Genomic DNA, 17,013 nt, shown 5'->3' with positions numbered 1-17,013 from the left:
CTGCCGCCAGCGTTCAATCTGAGCCATGATCAAACTCTTCAGTTCAATACTGCATGGGTTTTGAGAAAACCCTAAACTTGGCTCAGCAATCGCAACCTCTTCAAAAGGTCACCCTCAAGAAGAGCACTCAATGATTTCTCGTTGAGTATTTGTGATGCTGATAATCTTGCTGACTACCAGTCTTACCTCACAAGCACCCACACGAATTGCTTGATTCAGTTGTTAAAGAGCGTTTCGATCAAGTCTTTCGTCTCAACCGAGGCCGCGCATTCTACAGCAGCCTTGTTTCTCGTCAAGCTGTTTTTGAAGAAGTTTTTCTTTCTTCTCAACCGCTTGCGCTTCCGATCAACCTAGCGTCTCTCGTTAGCGGGAGGCGAATCATACAGCGTCTAAAACCGCTGTCAACCACCTCTTTCAACCGCTTCCGATCAACCTGACCAGAGCCACCAACAGGACTCAACCACCACCCTGCCAGCCCGGCGCATTCTACTCGAATTCGCCATCCGTGCAACCCTTTATTTTCGCTAACTTCTTGATTTACAAGAGATTTCGCTAAAGGCCTGCGCCGGAGAAGGTGCGCATTATAGGCACTCAGAAACTCACGTCAACGGTTGTTTTGAGCTTTGTTGATTATTCACCTGCTGGGTCTGGCGATCATGTTCGTATATAGATGTAGAGGCTTCAAAGTCTGCCCAGGCTTTCTTCAAACCGGGGTCGACAGGCTTTACACTCAGCCCCTCGTCTCTATGTATCCGATGATCCATATGCCCCACACTTCTGCCGAGCCGCTCGACCTCTTGCTATTTCCGACCTGGCTCGTCCCAGTCGAGCCAGCTGGTGTTGTGCTGAAGAACCATGCGTTGGGAATCCGTGACGGGCGCATCGTGCTGATAGCACCCCGAGAACACGCCGGACAGCACGTGGCCAACGAGACGCGTGACCTTTCCGGAATGCTTCTTGCGCCAGGGCTTGTAAATGCTCACGGCCACGCAGCTATGACCCTTTTCCGCGGTCTGGCTGATGATCTACCACTGATGACCTGGCTGCACGAGCATGTCTGGCCGGCAGAAAGCAGGTGGGTCGACGAGGCGTTTATCAAAGCAGGCACCGAGCTGGCTATCGCGGAACAGCTGCAGAGCGGGATTACCTGTTTTTCTGATATGTACTTCTTTCCTGAGGTCGTCAGCCAACTCGTGCATAAGCACGGAATTCGCGCGCAAATAACGATTCCGGTTCTGGACTTTGCTATTCCTGGGGCCCGCGACGCCGACGAGGCGCTTCGTAAAGGTGTGGGACTGTTCGACGATCTCAAACACCATCCACGCCTTAGTATCGCCTTTGGGCCCCATGCTCCCTATTCGGTAAGCGACGATAAGCTGGAAAGCATCCGGACGTTGGTCGCGGAAATGGACATCGGCATACATATGCATGTCCATGAGACTGCACATGAGGTGGAAGAAGCGCTGAACCACTATGGTGAGCGCCCGCTTGCGCGCTTGGCGCGCCTACAGCTTTTAGGGCCTCGCTTCCAAGCGGTGCACATGACCCAGGTAAATGACGACGACATCGCTCTGCTGGTCGAACATAACTGCAGCGTGATCCATTGCCCTGAGTCCAACCTGAAATTGGCCAGCGGTTTTTGTCCTGTGGAGCGTTTGTGGGAAGCCGGAGTAAATGTGGCCATAGGCACTGATGGAGCGGCCAGCAACAACGATCTCGACCTGCTGGGAGAAACCCGCACCGCGGCACTGCTTGCCAAGGCCGTTTCGGGATCGGCGACCGCTGTTAACGCCCATCGCGCGCTGCGTATGGCCACGCTCAACGGTGCACGCGCTCTTGGGCTGGACGATCACACCGGGTCGCTCGAAATCGGGAAGTTCGCGGATCTGGTGGCCTTCGATTTATCGCGCCTAGCACAGCAGCCCGTTTATGATCCTGTCTCACAACTTATCTATTCCAGCGGCCGAGACTGCGTGCGTCATGTCTGGGTTGCCGGTAAGCAACTACTCGACGACCGTCATCTCACCCGCATGGACGAGGAGCAGCTCATCGCCACCGCCCAAGAATGGGGAGAGAAGATCAGCGCAAAACACTGAGACGTGACTACCCTCAGTTTTAACCACCGCGACAAACTGACTTACACGAAGCGTTTCAGTAGATGTCCCGCATCTGACCGAACCTGGCAACATGGGCCTCTGCTGCTCAAGCTTCCCCCTCAGGCTTATAAATGGAACAGACAATGAGCAACGTCGACCACGCCGAAATCGCCAAATTTGAAGCTCTGGCCCATCGCTGGTGGGACCGCGAAAGCGAGTTCAAACCGCTGCACGAGATCAATCCGCTCAGGGTCAACTGGATTGATGAGCACGTATCGCTAGCCGGCAAGAAGGTCCTGGACGTTGGCTGCGGAGGCGGAATTCTCAGCGAAGCCATGGCTCAGCGCGGCGCTACGGTGATGGGCATTGACATGGGCGAGGCACCCTTGTCGGTTGCCCGTCTGCATTTGCTGGAGTCGGAGTTAGAGATCGATTATCGGCAGATCACTGCTGAGGCGTTGGCGGAAGAAATGCCAGAGCAGTTCGATGTAGTGACATGCCTTGAGATGCTTGAGCATGTTCCTGATCCCGCCTCGGTCATTCGCGCGTGCCACAAGATGGTAAAGCCTGGCGGACAGGTGTTCTTTTCAACGATCAACCGTAATCCGAAGGCCTATGCGTTCGCAATCGTCGGCGCGGAATACGTGCTGCAACTGTTGCCGCGTGGCACACATGATTACCGCAAGTTCATCCGCCCATCCGAACTGGGCGCCTGGAGCCGCGAAGTCGGGCTTCTGGTGAAGGACATAATCGGCCTGACATACAACCCCCTGACGAAGCACTACAAGCTCTCACCTGACGTGGATGTGAACTACATGATCCAGACACTGCGGGAGGCCTGATGCGTTTGCGCGCAGTGTTATTCGATATGGACGGCACGCTGCTCGATACCGCTCCGGACTTTATCGCCGTGGCTCAGGCTATGCGCATGGCGCGCGGCCTAGATCGTGTCCCCGATCAGCAGGTGCGTGACGTCGTTTCCGGTGGTGCTCGGGCGATGGTACTCAGCGCCTTTGACGTCGACCCGCTTTCTGATGAGTTTGAGATACTCCGACTGGAGTTTCTGGAGCGATATCAACGGCACTGTGCGGTTGAGAGCAAACTATACGAAGGGATGGCAGAACTGTTGAGCGAGATCGAGCAAGCAGACCTGATCTGGGGTGTGGTCACCAACAAGCCGGTACGTTTCGCCGAGCCGATCATGCAGCAATTAGGCCTGGCCTCTCGCTCCGCTGTTCTGGTCTGCCCCGATCATGTCAGCAAGAGCAAACCCGACCCTGAGCCTATGCTGTTGGCCTGTAGCCAACTCGACCTCGACCCTGCAACGGTCCTGTTCGTTGGGGATGATCTTCGCGATATCGAGTCCGGCCGTGCAGCAGGTAGCCGCACGGCCGCAGTGCGTTACGGCTACATCCACCCCGATGACGATCCGGATACCTGGGGCGCAGACGTGGTGGTGAATCATCCGCTCGAGCTCCGTCAGTTTCTCGAGCTGCGAACGCTGGGCTGACCCTTCCCAGCCATCACTTTCTTCCGACAACCTTCAGTGGGCAATTTGCCCCGCTCTGTTTATGAGGCTTCAGATGTTCGAGTACTCCGCCCGTCCCGACCTGCTCAAGAATCGGATCATCATGGTCACCGGCGCAGGGCGCGGAATTGGCGAAGCCGCCGCGAAAGCCTACGCAGCACATGGAGCAACCGTCCTTTTGCTGGGTAAGAACGAGGACAACCTCAACCGTGTTTACGACGAGATTGAGGCAGCCGGCTGGCCGCAACCCGCCGTGATACCGCTCAATCTGGAAACGGCCTTACCGCACCAATACGACGAACTTGCCGCCACCGTTGAACGGGAGTTCGGACGGTTGGACGGCCTGCTACTTAACGCCAGCATCGTCGGCCCCCGCTCACCGATCGAACAGCTGTCAGGCGACAATTTCATGCGCGTCATGCAAGTGAATGTCAACGCAACCTTCATGCTAGCCAGCACCCTATTGCCTCTGCTGAAACTGGCTGGTGACGCTTCCGTGATTTTCACCTCCAGCAGCGTTGGCAGGAAAGGACGCGCCTATTGGGGCGGATATGCCGTCTCCAAATTCGCCACCGAAGGCCTGATGCAGGTGCTGGCTGATGAGCTCGACGGCACCAGCTCTGTGCGCAGCAATAGCATCAACCCAGGTGCGACCCGTACCGACATGCGCGCAAAAGCCTATCCAGGGGAGAATCCCGAAGTGAATCCATTGCCCACGGAAATTATGCCTGCCTACCTTTATCTGATGGGCCCCGATAGTCAGGACGTAAATGGGCGGGCATTTGACGCCCAGTAGAATATCCAGCAGCGGCGCCTGTTTACTGGCGCCGCTATGGCGGCCTGCATGTCAAATTGGCATCAGTCCGCCGTTTCGCTGGCAACCTGTTGCCGCCGGATTCGCCATCATTTATCTAACCAACTGTTTTTATTAGATATTTTAAGTTGGCATCATATTCGCTATAGAACCTCTATCAACGCAGGCAGCGTTCTGAGGTTCACTCCCATGCTGGCAGATAAGCAGACCCCTTCTACAATCGATATCGGCACCGCGCGCGTTCGACGGCTGGACATCAGTTTCAGCAAAACATTGTCGACGGACGAACATGGCTTTTCCGAGCGGCTAAGGCTACTGACGCTGCGTTTGCAAACCAGCTTGGAGCTCGACCGCCTGCTAGATTTCTTTTTTGAAGAAGTCAGCAATCTGGTTCCACTGCGAGCCCTTTCCTACAGCCACTCCGGCACCGACTTCCAGCTTCAAATAGGCGAAGCCAACGGCTTTGATGTCAGCTATTCACTTTCCCATAGCGGAGATTGCCTTGGCGAACTGTGCCTGTTCAGCTCGCAGTACGTACCCGACCCTGTCTTGGAACAACTGGAAAACGCCCTCGACTGCCTGCTGTTTCCATTGCGCAACGCATTGCTTTACCGACAAGCCGTTCAAGCCTCGCTCAAGGATCCGTTGACCGGCGCCGGTAACCGCGCGGCGATGGTTCACGCATTGTCGCGAGAGACCGAACTGTCCCGCCGCCACAGCCAAGCCGTGTCGGTGATCATGTTGGATATGGATCATTTCAAGCGCCTCAACGATACCTACGGACACCAGGCCGGAGACGCCGCCCTGAAAGCCACCGCGCTATTGCTCAAGGAGCAGTTGCGCAACGTCGACATGGTGTTCCGCTTTGGTGGAGAGGAGTTCGTCCTCGTATTGTCCAACAGCGGACCGGAGGCTGCGGCCGTTGTGGCCGAACGGATCAGAGCCGCCATTCAAAACCTATGCTTGCTGGTCGGAGACAAACAGGTCCGGCTGTCGGCCAGCCTTGGTTGTGCGACCCACCAGCCTGGCGAGTCACAGGACGATCTGCTGCGTCGCGCCGATCAAGCCCTTTACCAAGCCAAACAAGACGGACGCAATCTGACGCGCGTGGCCTCGGCGTAGCGAAATTATCCGCGGGTCAAACAAACAAAAAAGGGCGAGACCTAATGGCTTCGCCCTTCTTTTTTCGCTTTACGCTATGCCGTCATGGCCGCTTGGAGCGATCACCACGCCCGAAACCAGGACGCTGACCGTCAGTAGCTGCCGGACCACCGCGCTTCACCGGTGACGGTTTGCGGTCTCGGCCCACGGCACCTGGCCGCTCCGCCACGGGTGTACCGCGGCTTGGTTTACTGCGCTCATCATTGTCGCGCGGCTTGCGTGCAGGTTTATCACCGCGAGCGCCCCGGCCGCGACCTGCATCCCCAGCCACGTCAGCTTCATGGGAAGAGCGCAACACGCGAGGGCGACGGTCGCCACGTCCGATTGGCTTGGCCACCTTGCGCTGCATGCGATCAAGCTTGTCCTTGGTCTTGGCTTTCATGCCTGGCAGCGCCACTGACTTGAGGCCAACCTCTTCGCTGAGGATATCGACTTCGCTCTGGGACATTTCGCGCCAGCGCCCCATCGGTAAGTCGGAGGTCATGAACACCGGACCAAAGCGCACACGCTTTAGACGGCTGACCACCAGCCCCTGGGACTCCCACAAACGTCGGACTTCTCGATTACGACCTTCCATCACTACGCAGTGGTACCAGTGGTTGAACCCTTCACCACCCGGCGCTTCCTGTATGTCTGTGAAACGAGCCGGGCCATCTTCGAGCATGACGCCCGTCTTCAGGCGCTCGATCATCTCCTCGTCGACCTCGCCACGCACCCGCACCGCATACTCACGGTCCATTTCGTAAGAGGGATGCATCAGACGGTTGGCAAGCTCGCCATCGGTGGTAAACAGCAGCAAGCCAGTCGTGTTGATGTCGAGACGACCGATGTTGATCCAGCGCCCCTCTTTCGGACGCGGCAGGCGATCGAAAACCGTCGGGCGACCTTCTGGATCGTCACGGGTGCAAATTTCACCATCGGGCTTGTTGTAGATGAGCACGCGACGGACCGTTTCGGCCGCTTCTTCGCGCTTGAGCAAACGGCCATCGACCGCGATGGCGTCATGCAAGTCGACACGCTGTCCGAGCGTCGCTATGGATCCGTTGACCTTGACTCGGCCAGCCGCGATCCAGTTTTCCACGTCGCGTCGCGAGGCAAGGCCAATACGGGCCAATACCTTCTGCAGTTTTTCGCCGTGGGCAATATGCGGGGTTGTATCTTCGTGTTCGGTCATCTGGGCACCTCCCGGTGTGGCAGTTCCGATAGAAAGGCCGCGCACTATACGCGCAACGGAATGCTGAAGCACGAGAAGGTTAGCAGCCAGACAGGAGGCGCGCCCGGCGCGCCTCGATTTGCGGTCAGCCTTTGTTCAACGAGGCCAGCGCTTCAGCCGTGGCTTGCTGAATGGCCTCCCAATCGCCGCTTTTGAGCGCGGCACCATCAATCATCCAAGTCCCGCCGACACACATGACATTCGGGAGCGCCAAGTACTGCGCCGCGTTGTTTGCATTCACGCCGCCCGTTGGGCAGAAGCGCACATCGGCAAAAGGTCCACCCAGCGCCTTGATAGCGGCGACCCCGCCGCACACTTCGGCCGGGAACAGCTTGAAACGTCGATAGCCGAGCGCGTAGCCGCGCATGATGTCGGATGCATTGCTGATACCGGCCAGCAGCGGCACGGAGCAATTGACGCCAGCTTGCAGCAGTTCGTCGGTGCAGCCCGGCGAGACGATGAACTGGGCCCCGGCCGCCTCGACCTCGTCCATCATGCGCTTGTCCAGCACTGTACCCGCACCGACACAGAGGTTGGGCCGCTCCTGGCGCAAGCGACGAATGGCGGTAAGCCCATGCGCAGACCGTAGGGTGATCTCAAGGGCCGTCAGCCCACCAGCAGCGAGTGCATCGGCCAGCGGCAGAATTTGCTCCTCGCTGCCAATGGTGATCACCGGCAGGATGCGAGCTTCGGTACAGATCTTCTCGATCAGCGCGTTTTTCTGGTCCATGGTCATGGAAAAGTCCTCGGGCCTCACGGGCACCAGTAGATCTCTAAAGGAGAATGCAGAAACGCCCGAATCGGCATCTGCGAAGGTTCGAGCCGCATGGCCTGGCGCAGCGTTTCCAGCTTGGCGGAGCCCTGAATCGCCAGGCATTGAACGCGAGCGGACGCCAGCAGCGGATAGGTCATGCTGATGCGCTGCTCCGGACTGACAGGCGCCAGCATGGGCAGACAGAAGTCAGTACCATTTTCATCCAACCCTTTTGCCAACAGCGGGCTGTTCGGAAAGAGCGATGCGGTATGCCCATCACTGCCCATTCCAAGCACCAGCACATCGATCGGCTGAGCGAAGCCAGCCATTTTCTCGCTTGCCCGCTCTGCCGCTTGCTCCAGGGTCTGAGCTGCTTGATACAGGCCCACAAGCTGCGCATCAGCCGCGGCATTTTGTAGGAGGTGGCGGAGGAGCAAGCCCTCATTGCTTTCCGGATCTGACGGATCAACCCAGCGCTCGTCGGCCAAGCTGACCTGCACCTTCGCCCACGGCAATTCGCGCACTGACAGCGCTTCGAGGAACGCTATAGGGCTCCGTCCGCCCGACACCACCAGGCTCGCACGATCATGATTGGCGATTGCGTATTGCAGCGCACCGGCAACCCGATCAGCCAACGCCTGCGCCAGCTGTTCCGGCCCCGGTAGGCTGTGCGCAACCACGTCCGACGGCAGCTCAAGTTCAGAGATCGCCATACCAAGACCTCCCGTCGCGGGTAATCAATGCAATGGAGGCGACAGGGCCCCAGGAGCCCGCCGGATAGGGCTTGGGCGCGTCACCTATACGCGACCACCCATCGATAAGCTGATCGCACCATTGCCAGGCGTATTCTATTTCGTCCTTACGGACAAATAGGTTCTGGTTGCCCTGCATCACCTCGAGTAACAACCGCTCGTAAGCATCCGGAATGCGCGAGCTTTTGTAGGTCTCGGAGAAGTTCAGCTGCAGTGGGCCGCTGCGCAAATGCATGCCTTTGTCCAGGCCCTGCTCTTTGGTCATGACCTGTAACGAGATCCCTTCGTCCGGCTGCAAGCGGATAATCAGCCGATTGCTGATCAATGACCGTTGTTCGGGCGCAAAGATATAGAAAGGCGGCTCTTTGAAGTGGATGACGATCTGCGAGACCTTTTCCGCCATCCGCTTGCCTGTCCGCAGGTAAAACGGCACACCGGACCAGCGCCAATTGCAGATGTCGGCCCGCAGTGCAACGAAGGTTTCGGTGCTGCTTTCAGCGTTGGAATTTTCTTCTTCCAGATAACCTGGAACCTGCTTTCCGCCGACCGCTCCCCCCACGTACTGGCCACGCACAACCTGGCGAGATAAACGCTCCGGCGTGATCGGCGCCAGCGCCTTGAGCACCTTGACCTTTTCGTCACGAATGCTATCGGCAGTCAGGTCGCTTGGCGGATCCATCGCTATCAGACACAGCAGCTGCAGCAGATGGTTCTGGATCATGTCGCGCAGCTGACCCGCCTGATCGAAATACCCCCAACGCCCTTCGATCCCGACCGTCTCGGCGACCGTTATCTCGACGTGGGAGATGTGGTGCTGGTTCCACTGGGTCTCGAACAGGCTGTTGGCGAAGCGCAGTGCAATCAGATTCTGCACAGTCTCCTTGCCAAGGTAATGATCAATCCGGTAAATGCGCGTCTCGGGGAAGAACCGTGCGACCGAGTCGTTGACCAATCGCGACGACTCAAGATCGTGTCCAATCGGTTTTTCCAGCACCACACGGGTTTGTTCTGCTAGTCCGGCACCCGCGAGATGCTCGCAAATAGAGCCGTAAACAGCAGCAGGCGTGGCGAAGTAGGCAATCAGTGGCATCGCCGGAGACACTTGTTCAGCCAGCGCTGCGTAGTCCTCCGCATTACGGAAGTCCATGGTCAGATAGCCCAGACGCGCCTGAAAGCGGCCCAGGGCGGCCTCATCCAGTTGCGCTGCCGGCACGTAGCGCCGCAGCGCTTGATCGATGCGCTCGAGATGGGTTGCTGGCTCTCCCTTGTCGCGGGACAGCGCCAATATGCGCGTATCGCTATTGAGCAGCCCCGCTCGGTCGAGCTGATAGAGTGCAGGGAACAACTTGCGCAGCGCCAGATCACCGAGGGCGCCGAACAAGGCAAAGGTAGTCGCGTCAACAGTAATAGCAGGCATGATTTTTATATTAACCAAATTAGGCTGCGTGACAGGTTCATCGCCGCATTTTAAGCAGAAAATGTTGTTATTAAAACAACATAACTCGATTTTTTCGTGCTCCAGTTTCGCTACTATCCGTAGCTTCGGGCACGAGTCCCTGAAGGAAGAGACATGGATCGCATGAAAAATCTCTTGGAACAGATAAAAAATCGGCTCGACGAGCTGAACAAGGCGGAGCGCAAAGTCGCTGAGGTGATCCTTCGCGACCCGCAGGAGGCGACGCGCTACAGCATCGCGGCTCTGGCTCAGGCAGCAAAGGTCAGCGAGCCAACGGTGAATCGCTTCTGTCGCTCATTCGGTGCGGCCGGTTACCCCGCTCTGAAAATCCAGCTGGCACAGAGTCTCGCCAGTGGCGCTGCCTATGTCAGCCGGGCCGTAGAGGCCGATGACGGCCCAGAGGCCTATACCAGAAAGATTTTTGGCAGCGCCATCGCGTCGCTCGACAGTGCCTGCCAGGCAATCGACCCTCAGGCGATCAGCCATGCCGTCGACCTGATGATTCAGGCGCGTCAAATTCATTTCTTCGGTCTGGGTGCATCCGCATCGGTCGCGCTCGACGCACAGCACAAGTTCTTCCGGTTCAACCTGCCGGTGACCGCACACAGCGATGTCCTGATGCAACGGATGCTGGCATCGGTTGCGCATACCGGTGATCTGTTCGTGATCATTTCCTACACCGGCCGCACCCGTGAACTGGTGGAAGCTGCAACCATCGCACGGGATAACGGCGCCTCCGTTCTCGGACTAACGGCCGCCGGCTCGCCGCTGGCGAAAGTCTCTACGTTGAGCCTGGATATCCCGCTGCCGGAAGACACCGATATCTACATGCCGATGACGTCTCGGATTATCCAGCTAACGGTACTGGACGCATTGGCAGCGGGCGTGACACTGAAGCGAGGCGTGGATTTCCAACCCCATCTGCGCAAGATCAAGGAAAGCCTGATGGCGACCCGCTACCCAAGCGAAGAGAGCTGATCACTTCTTTTTCTTCTTCGCCTTGCCTAGCTGTTTGAGTCGCTCGGCGGCCACTTCGTTGACCGCCTTGCGCTCCTTGTTCTTCATCCCCTTCCAGGCCTTCATCTCGTCCCGGCTGCGCCCGCAGCCGATACAGATGTCGTCTTTGAGCTTGCAGATACTGACGCACGGGTTTTTCGCCTTGTCGCCCAAAACCACCTCCAGTTCAGCTAAGGACCCCTACGAAGAGTAGAAGCCCTTGCCGCCACTAGGTTCTAAGCGAATTAGGCTATCGCCTCGATCAATCCCACCAATATTCGACCTGGACGCCGAAGTTGGACCCATGCTGCGCGCTGCCGAAAGCACCCGTTTCGGACAGCGCGCTGCCAGCGGCCATGAGATTGGCAGCTTCTTGCGCAGCGTCGTTCCACTGAGCGTAGGTGTAATACAGGCGGAACTCGGGACGTGCCCAGAACTCAGGGCCTGTGGGTGACCAGGTCGGGGCGATGGTGAACTTGGTCAGTTTGCGAGTCCCGGCTTCAGCGTCGATCTGATCGTGACCCAGCTCGGCCACCAGTTTGAACTCCTCGGTCAACGCATAAACCGGGCGCACGCCTACCGAAATCCAATCCTGATCGCCGCCATCCTGACGCGTATCCTTCTGATACACAGCCTGGAATTGCCCACCGAAACGCGGGGTCACCTGCCAATCGAAGAACTCCACGACCCGCCAGCTCTTAGCACTCTCATCCAGGGTCACGTCGCCCGTGTAGCCAAGCCCGGTGCCCGGGCCCTCGCCGTATTGCACTGCGAAGGTATTGCTGCCACCCAGAAACCCGATCTGCTCATGCTGAGCCGTCACGGACCAGCCACTGTTGGAGTCGCCACGGTCCGGATCGGCGATGTAGCTGACGCCGAACTGCAGCTCGCCGTTGGGGTTGGTGTCGAAGCCGCCGACGTTGAAATCGTGACGATTGGTGTAGTTTTCCTGGAAGACACTGTCCTTACGCGAGAACGCGTAGCTGTATTGCAACCCTCCAATTTCGACGTTCTCGATGCCGGCACCGGTTGCACTCTGGTTCCAGTAGTAGAAGTCGGATATGTGGATGTCATTCCGCTTGTAAAACCTACGGCCGGCCCACAACGACCCGTTGTTCAGCGCAGCAACGTTGCTCCATTCGGCGTAGGCCTGTACCAGCCGCGCGAAGCCATGGTCGCCGGTGAACTTCGGAGTGTGGTCGTATTCGTTATACAGCGCAGCCATGCCCTCGACGCTCAGCACCGAGCCGTCATCCATCGTGAACAGGTCCTGACGCAGCCCCAACTCGGCGTACTGCTCGCATTCGTTGCCCAGTCGGAACTTGGATGCTGCGCCCGGCAGCTGGAAGCAGGCCTGCGATTCGCTTGCAGTCGATTCGCCGATACCACTACGCACATAGCCGTTGAAGTCCAAAGCCTGCGCAGTAAACGGCATAGCGAGACTGGCCAGCGAGACTGCGAGGCCCAGGCGTGTCGTTTTTTTCATATCCGCTCCAATTAGCTCTTATTGTTGTTACTGCTCTTGGATTGAGCCGGTATGGCTCTCCTTTCGATCCGCATGCCAGCTTCGCTGCTCGTTGCGGCTCTATTTTTCACGGCAGCCGACCTTCGTCACCTACCGCTGAAAAACCTGAAATATCAATAACATTCCTAGGAGACAGGCGCCGGTACGCAGATACACGGCGACCCGGCCTTTTCTTCACTTTGCTGTACCACGGCTCACCGCGCGACCAACCGGGTCACGGTGCCGTTGCGACCCGAGGAGCCGTTTCCGGGCGTGACGCCCAGTCGCTCACCGCTCTGCGCATCGAACAGCAGCACCTTGTCCGGCTCGAATTGCAGCGTCAGGCTCTCACCCGGATTCGGCGCGGCGTCCGGCGCCAGCCGGCAACACACCTTGGTCTGGTTGAGGCTGACGAAGATCATGGTGTCAGGCCCTGTCGGCTCGATGACCTGAACTTCGGCACGTAGCGAAGGCAGATCGGCTTCGGTCCCCACACTGATCTGCTCCGGGCGGATGCCAAGGAGGACCTCTCGCCCTTCCAGTGATTGTCCATCCGCCAGATTCAACGGCAGCTCACAGCGATCCTGACCGCTTTCCAGCAGCGCGCGCCAGCCATCGGCCTGACGGGTCAGCCGCAGCGGGATGAAATTCATCGGCGGCGATCCAATAAAGCTCGCCACGAAAAGGTTGGCGGGGTTGTTGTAGATATCCTTCGGCGTACCGAACTGCTGGACGATGCCGTCCTTCATCACCGCGACCTTGTCCCCCAAGGTCATTGCCTCGATCTGGTCGTGGGTGACGTACACCGTCGTGGTTTTCAGCCGTTGATGCATCAGCTTGATCTCGGTGCGCATCTCTACCCGCAGCTTGGCATCGAGGTTCGACAGCGGCTCGTCGAACAGGTAGATCTTCGGCCGCCGTGCCAGTGCCCGGCCCATGGCGACGCGCTGCTGCTGGCCGCCGGATAGCTGAGAAGGTTTCCGGCCCAGCAGATGTTCGATCTGCAGCAACTTGGCGACACGCGACACTTCTTCCTCGATTTTCGCCGCCGGCACCTTGCGCATCTTCAAACCGAAGGCGATGTTTTCCTGCACGGTCATGGTCGGGTACAGCGCGTACGACTGAAACACCATGGCAATGTCGCGGTCCTTCGGGCTGGCACCACTGATGTCGGCTCCGTCCAGACGGATCTCTCCACCCGTGATCTCTTCCAGGCCAGCGATGCAGTTCATCAGCGTAGATTTCCCGCACCCGGACGGCCCGACCAGGATCAGAAATTCCCCGTCGTCAATTTTCAAATCGATGTCTTTCAGCGTGTCGTGGTTGCTTCCGGGATAGCTCTTGCGGACGTTGCAAAGTTCAAGTGCAGCCATGATTGTTCTCCTACCCCTTGACCGCGCCGGCCGTGAGGCCACGCAGGAAATACTTGCCGGCGAGGATGTACACCAGCAGTGTTGGCAGCCCGGCGATCATCGCCGCAGCCATATCGACGTTGTATTCCTTGACGCCTGTACTGGTGTTCACCAGGTTATTCAGCGCCACGGTGATCGGCTGTGTATCGCCACTGGCGAACACCACGCCGAAGAGGAAGTCGTTCCAGATCTGAGTGAACTGCCAGATCAGGCAGACCATGATCGTTGGGATCGACATCGGCAGCAGAATCCGCGCGAAGATCGTAAAGAAGCCGGCGCCGTCTAGACGTGCTGCACGAATCAACGCGTCTGGAACACTCACGTAGAAATTGCGGAAGAACAGCGTGGTAAACGCCAGGCCATAGACCAGGTGCACCAGTACCAACCCCGGCGTGGTATTGGCCAATCCCAGCTGCCCCAAGGTGAACGACGCAGGCAGCAAGATCACCTGGAACGGCAGGAAGCAGCCAAACAGCAGCAGCCCGAAGAACAACTGCGAGCCGCGGAAGCGCCACATGGCAAGCACGTAGCCGTTCAGCGCACCCAACAGCGTCGAAATGATGACGGCTGGAACGGTGATCTTGACCGAGTTCCAGAAGTAGCCACCCACGGCATCCCACGCTTTGACCCAACCGATGATGGTCGTGACCTCCGGCCATGAAAGCAGGTTGCCGGTACGGATGTCGGCAGGTGTCTTCAAGCTGGTCAGCAGCATGACCACCAGCGGTATGAGATACATCGCAACAGCCAGAAGCAGCGTCGCGTAGATCGCCACTCGGCTGAACGTCAGGCGCTTGCGCCCTACATGGCTAGTCATGGCGCTTGTTCCTCAGTTCCGAATACAGGTAAGGCACGACGATTGCCATCACTGCGCCCAGCATCAGGATGGCGCTGGCAGCGCCGAGCCCCATCTGCCCGCGGGTGAAGGTGTGCGTGTACATGAACATCGCCGGCAGGTCGGATGCATAGCCGGGGCCGCCTGCGGTCATCGCCGCCACCAGGTCGAACGCCTTGATGGCGATATGCGCAAGAATCATCAATGCACTGAAGAACACCGGCCTCAGGCTAGGCAGGATGATGCGCAGGTAGATGCTCGGCAGGCTGGCACCGTCGATCTGCGCGGCACGCACGATGGATTGATCGACCCCACGCAAGCCGGCAAGGAACAGAGCCATGACGAAACCCGAAGCCTGCCATACGGCGGCGATCACCAGGCAGTAGACCACCCGGTCCGGGTCCACCAGCCAGTCGAAACGAAAGCCTTCCCAACCCCAGTCGCGCAGCATCTTGTCGATACCCAAGCCGGGGTTCAGCAGCCACTTCCATGCCGTGCCGGTAACAATCATCGACAACGCCATGGGGTATAGGTAGACGGTGCGAATGAAGCCCTCGCGGCGAATGCGCTGGTCCAGCAGGACTGCCAACAACACACCAATCGCGAGACTGATCGTGATGAAAAGCCCGCCAAAGACCAGCAGGTTCTTGCTTGCCACCCACCAGCGATCGTTGTTCCAGAGCCGCTCGTACTGCAACAGCCCGACCCACTTGTAGCTGGGCATGAAGCTTGAATTGGTGAACGAAAGCAGAAAGGTCCACAAGATGTAGCCATAGAAGCCGACCAGAACGATCAGCATGCTTGGCGCGAGCACCAGCTTGGGTAGCCAATTCTGCAGCGCATCCAGCGGGGAAGCCTTGGTGAAAACGGCTGTTGAGCTCATGGTTGGCTCCGATTGTTTGCAGGTTTCATCACAGTCCCGTTACAGAAAGCGTCGATGTCAGCAGTCCAGCAAACGGACAGTCACAACAAAGATTTCGAGCAAGCCGATCCCGTTGCGGCCAGCCCGTGGCAGACCGCAGGGGAGCATCAGGTTGTTGTTCGTAAGACGGGGCGCGAGAACCCGCGCCCCAATGCGCTACTGGACCGCCTGAATCGCAGCAGCCAGTTGCTGGGCGGCCTTCTTCGGATCGGCCGACGGGTCGTTGAAGAAGTTCGTCACGACGTCGAAAACAGCGCCCTGTACATAGCTCGATGCGGCCATGCCGTGAGCCAGGCTAGGCACCAGCCCTGGCCCCTGTGCCGCTTCCTTGAAATCCTTCATCGACTGCTGGGCACAGGCATCGAACTCGCTCATGTCCTGATCGAGCCGCACCGGGATAGAGCCCTTGTTCTGATTGAAGAACTGCTGGAATTCCGGCTCCATGACGATCCGAGCCAGATCCTGCTGAGCCTTGCGATTGTCATCGTTACTCAGCTTGAACATCGCCAGTGAGTCGATGTTGTAGGCAAAGCTGCCTTGGGTGCCAGGGAACGGCACGCACTTATAATCCTCACCCGCGATCTTCTTCGCCGCGCTCCACTCGCTCTTCGCCCAGTCGCCCATGATCTGCATGCCGGCCTTGCCATTCATGACCATGGCCGTCGCGCTGTTCCAGTCGCGGCCCGCTGCGTTGTTATCAACGTAGCTGCGCAGCTTCTTCAGGGCCTCAAAGGTCTTGACCATCTTGTCGCCAGTCAGCACGTCGCGATCGAGCTCGACAAAAGCTTTGCGGAAGTCTTCAGGCCCAAGGATCGCCAGTGCCAGATCTTCGAAAACGGTTCCGTCCTGCCACGGTTGGCCGCCATGGGCCAGCGGCATGAAGCCCGCCGCTTTTAACTTCTCGGCGGCTGCGAAGAATTCATCTAGGGTTTTCGGGGGCGTGGCGCCGGCCTTCTCGAACACGTCCGGATTGATCCACAGCCAGTTGACGCGGTGTACGTTCACCGGCACGGCGACGTAGTCGCCATCGTATTTCATGGCGGCGGACACCTGCTTGGGCAGCAGTTCGTCCCAGTTAGCTTTTTCAGCGACGTCATTGAGGTCGGTCAGCAGCCCTAGCTCACCCCATTCCTGGATGTCGGGGCCTTTGATCTGAGCGGCGGCGGGTGCGTTGCCGGATACGGCACGGGTCTTGAGGACGGTCATGGCTGCTTCGCCACCCCCACCGGCGACAGCGAAATCCTTCCAGGTGTGGCCCTCTTCCTCCACGAGTCGCTGCAAGGTATCGGCGGCGCGCTTTTCGCCACCGGATGTCCACCAATGCAGAACTTCAACTTCGCCGGCCTGGGCAAACGGAACGAGGGAAACAAGGGAAACAGCAGTAACTAAACGATGAATCGCGTTCATGAGGGTTCCTTTTCTTGTTGTTATCGATGCAAGTCTTTGCTTGCGCTGCATCGATTCTAGGCGCGCCAACCTTCGCGCCGGGTAACGAAGGGATAGTGATTGGTCACCGTTTCGTTACAAAGCTCGGGTTTTGTAACAAGTGGAGAGAGTCGTCTGGTGCGGA

The 17,013-nt window shown here is 58.2% G+C and carries 16 protein-coding genes; 6 read left to right on the top strand and 10 right to left on the bottom strand.

The window, feature by feature from the left end; translation table 11 throughout:
- Nucleotides 1-764 precede the first annotated feature (764 nt).
- From ACQKEK_RS05060 to ACQKEK_RS05040, 5 genes are all read left to right on the top strand, one after another.
- On the top strand, nucleotides 765-2,096 hold the full coding sequence (locus ACQKEK_RS05060; protein WP_499141372.1) for a TRZ/ATZ family hydrolase: 1,332 nt from the start codon (nucleotides 765-767) through the stop codon (nucleotides 2,094-2,096).
- Between the two features lie 143 nt (nucleotides 2,097-2,239).
- On the top strand, nucleotides 2,240-2,938 hold the full coding sequence (ubiG, locus tag ACQKEK_RS05055; protein ID WP_499141320.1) for a bifunctional 2-polyprenyl-6-hydroxyphenol methylase/3-demethylubiquinol 3-O-methyltransferase UbiG: 699 nt from the start codon (nucleotides 2,240-2,242) through the stop codon (nucleotides 2,936-2,938).
- On the top strand, nucleotides 2,938-3,606 hold the full coding sequence (gene mupP, locus ACQKEK_RS05050; RefSeq protein WP_499141319.1) for an N-acetylmuramic acid 6-phosphate phosphatase MupP: 669 nt from the start codon (nucleotides 2,938-2,940) through the stop codon (nucleotides 3,604-3,606). The genes ubiG and mupP overlap by 1 nt, the downstream gene beginning before the upstream one ends.
- Nucleotides 3,607-3,679: 73 nt before the next feature.
- Entirely contained in the window at nucleotides 3,680-4,420 is a 741-nt protein-coding gene (locus tag ACQKEK_RS05045; RefSeq protein WP_499141318.1) for a YciK family oxidoreductase, read from the top strand.
- A gap of 207 nt (nucleotides 4,421-4,627) precedes the next feature.
- On the top strand, nucleotides 4,628-5,560 hold the full coding sequence (locus ACQKEK_RS05040; RefSeq protein ID WP_499141371.1) for a GGDEF domain-containing protein: 933 nt from the start codon (nucleotides 4,628-4,630) through the stop codon (nucleotides 5,558-5,560).
- 82 nt (nucleotides 5,561-5,642) lie between these two features.
- On the opposite strand, the gene rluB is transcribed toward ACQKEK_RS05040, so the two are convergent.
- From rluB to zwf, 4 genes are all read right to left on the bottom strand, one after another.
- Entirely contained in the window at nucleotides 5,643-6,773 is a 1,131-nt protein-coding gene (gene rluB / locus ACQKEK_RS05035; protein WP_463307341.1) for a 23S rRNA pseudouridine(2605) synthase RluB, read from the bottom strand.
- Between the two features lie 124 nt (nucleotides 6,774-6,897).
- Nucleotides 6,898-7,548: a bifunctional 4-hydroxy-2-oxoglutarate aldolase/2-dehydro-3-deoxy-phosphogluconate aldolase gene (locus tag ACQKEK_RS05030; RefSeq protein ID WP_128120652.1), complete on the bottom strand. Its 651-nt coding sequence runs from the start codon at nucleotides 7,546-7,548 to the stop codon at nucleotides 6,898-6,900.
- Nucleotides 7,549-7,565: 17 nt separating this feature from the next.
- Nucleotides 7,566-8,279, bottom strand: a complete 714-nt coding sequence (gene pgl, locus ACQKEK_RS05025; RefSeq protein WP_499141316.1) for a 6-phosphogluconolactonase — start codon at nucleotides 8,277-8,279, stop codon at nucleotides 7,566-7,568.
- Nucleotides 8,266-9,735 carry a glucose-6-phosphate dehydrogenase gene (gene zwf, locus ACQKEK_RS05020; protein WP_463307343.1) on the bottom strand — a complete coding sequence of 490 codons (1,470 nt, stop codon included), beginning with the start codon at nucleotides 9,733-9,735 and terminating at the stop codon, nucleotides 8,266-8,268. Before zwf ends, pgl begins: the two co-directional genes overlap by 14 nt.
- Nucleotides 9,736-9,897: 162 nt before the next feature.
- Between zwf and ACQKEK_RS05015 the strand changes: the two genes are divergently transcribed.
- Nucleotides 9,898-10,752 carry a MurR/RpiR family transcriptional regulator gene (locus tag ACQKEK_RS05015; protein ID WP_177327113.1) on the top strand — a complete coding sequence of 285 codons (855 nt, stop codon included), beginning with the start codon at nucleotides 9,898-9,900 and terminating at the stop codon, nucleotides 10,750-10,752.
- On the opposite strand, the gene ACQKEK_RS05010 is transcribed toward ACQKEK_RS05015, so the two are convergent.
- The 6 genes from ACQKEK_RS05010 to ACQKEK_RS04985 form a co-directional block, all read right to left on the bottom strand.
- Nucleotides 10,753-10,944: a DUF1289 domain-containing protein gene (locus tag ACQKEK_RS05010; protein ID WP_127839052.1), complete on the bottom strand. Its 192-nt coding sequence runs from the start codon at nucleotides 10,942-10,944 to the stop codon at nucleotides 10,753-10,755. It abuts the gene before it with no gap.
- A gap of 88 nt (nucleotides 10,945-11,032) precedes the next feature.
- The gene (locus ACQKEK_RS05005) at nucleotides 11,033-12,256 is read right to left on the bottom strand and encodes a maltoporin (protein WP_499141314.1); all 1,224 of its coding nucleotides are present in this window, start codon (nucleotides 12,254-12,256) and stop codon (nucleotides 11,033-11,035) included.
- A 233-nt stretch (nucleotides 12,257-12,489) separates the two neighbouring features.
- Nucleotides 12,490-13,647, bottom strand: a complete 1,158-nt coding sequence (locus tag ACQKEK_RS05000) for an ABC transporter ATP-binding protein (protein ID WP_499141313.1) — start codon at nucleotides 13,645-13,647, stop codon at nucleotides 12,490-12,492.
- Between the two features lie 10 nt (nucleotides 13,648-13,657).
- Nucleotides 13,658-14,503, bottom strand: a complete 846-nt coding sequence (locus tag ACQKEK_RS04995) for a carbohydrate ABC transporter permease (RefSeq protein WP_045427973.1) — start codon at nucleotides 14,501-14,503, stop codon at nucleotides 13,658-13,660.
- Nucleotides 14,496-15,404 carry a carbohydrate ABC transporter permease gene (locus tag ACQKEK_RS04990; RefSeq protein ID WP_045427975.1) on the bottom strand — a complete coding sequence of 303 codons (909 nt, stop codon included), beginning with the start codon at nucleotides 15,402-15,404 and terminating at the stop codon, nucleotides 14,496-14,498. Before ACQKEK_RS04990 ends, ACQKEK_RS04995 begins: the two co-directional genes overlap by 8 nt.
- 195 nt (nucleotides 15,405-15,599) lie before the next feature.
- A complete protein-coding gene (locus ACQKEK_RS04985) occupies nucleotides 15,600-16,850 on the bottom strand; it encodes an ABC transporter substrate-binding protein (RefSeq protein ID WP_045427977.1) in 1,251 nt (416 codons plus the stop codon).
- Nucleotides 16,851-17,013: the final 163 nt, after the last annotated feature.

Source organism: Pseudomonas sp. NPDC077408, from assembly GCF_050269105.1.
Classification (GTDB): Bacteria; Pseudomonadota; Gammaproteobacteria; order Pseudomonadales; family Pseudomonadaceae; genus Stutzerimonas.
Note: the sequence above shows the minus strand (reverse complement) of the source record. Positions and strands in the feature narration are given on the sequence as shown.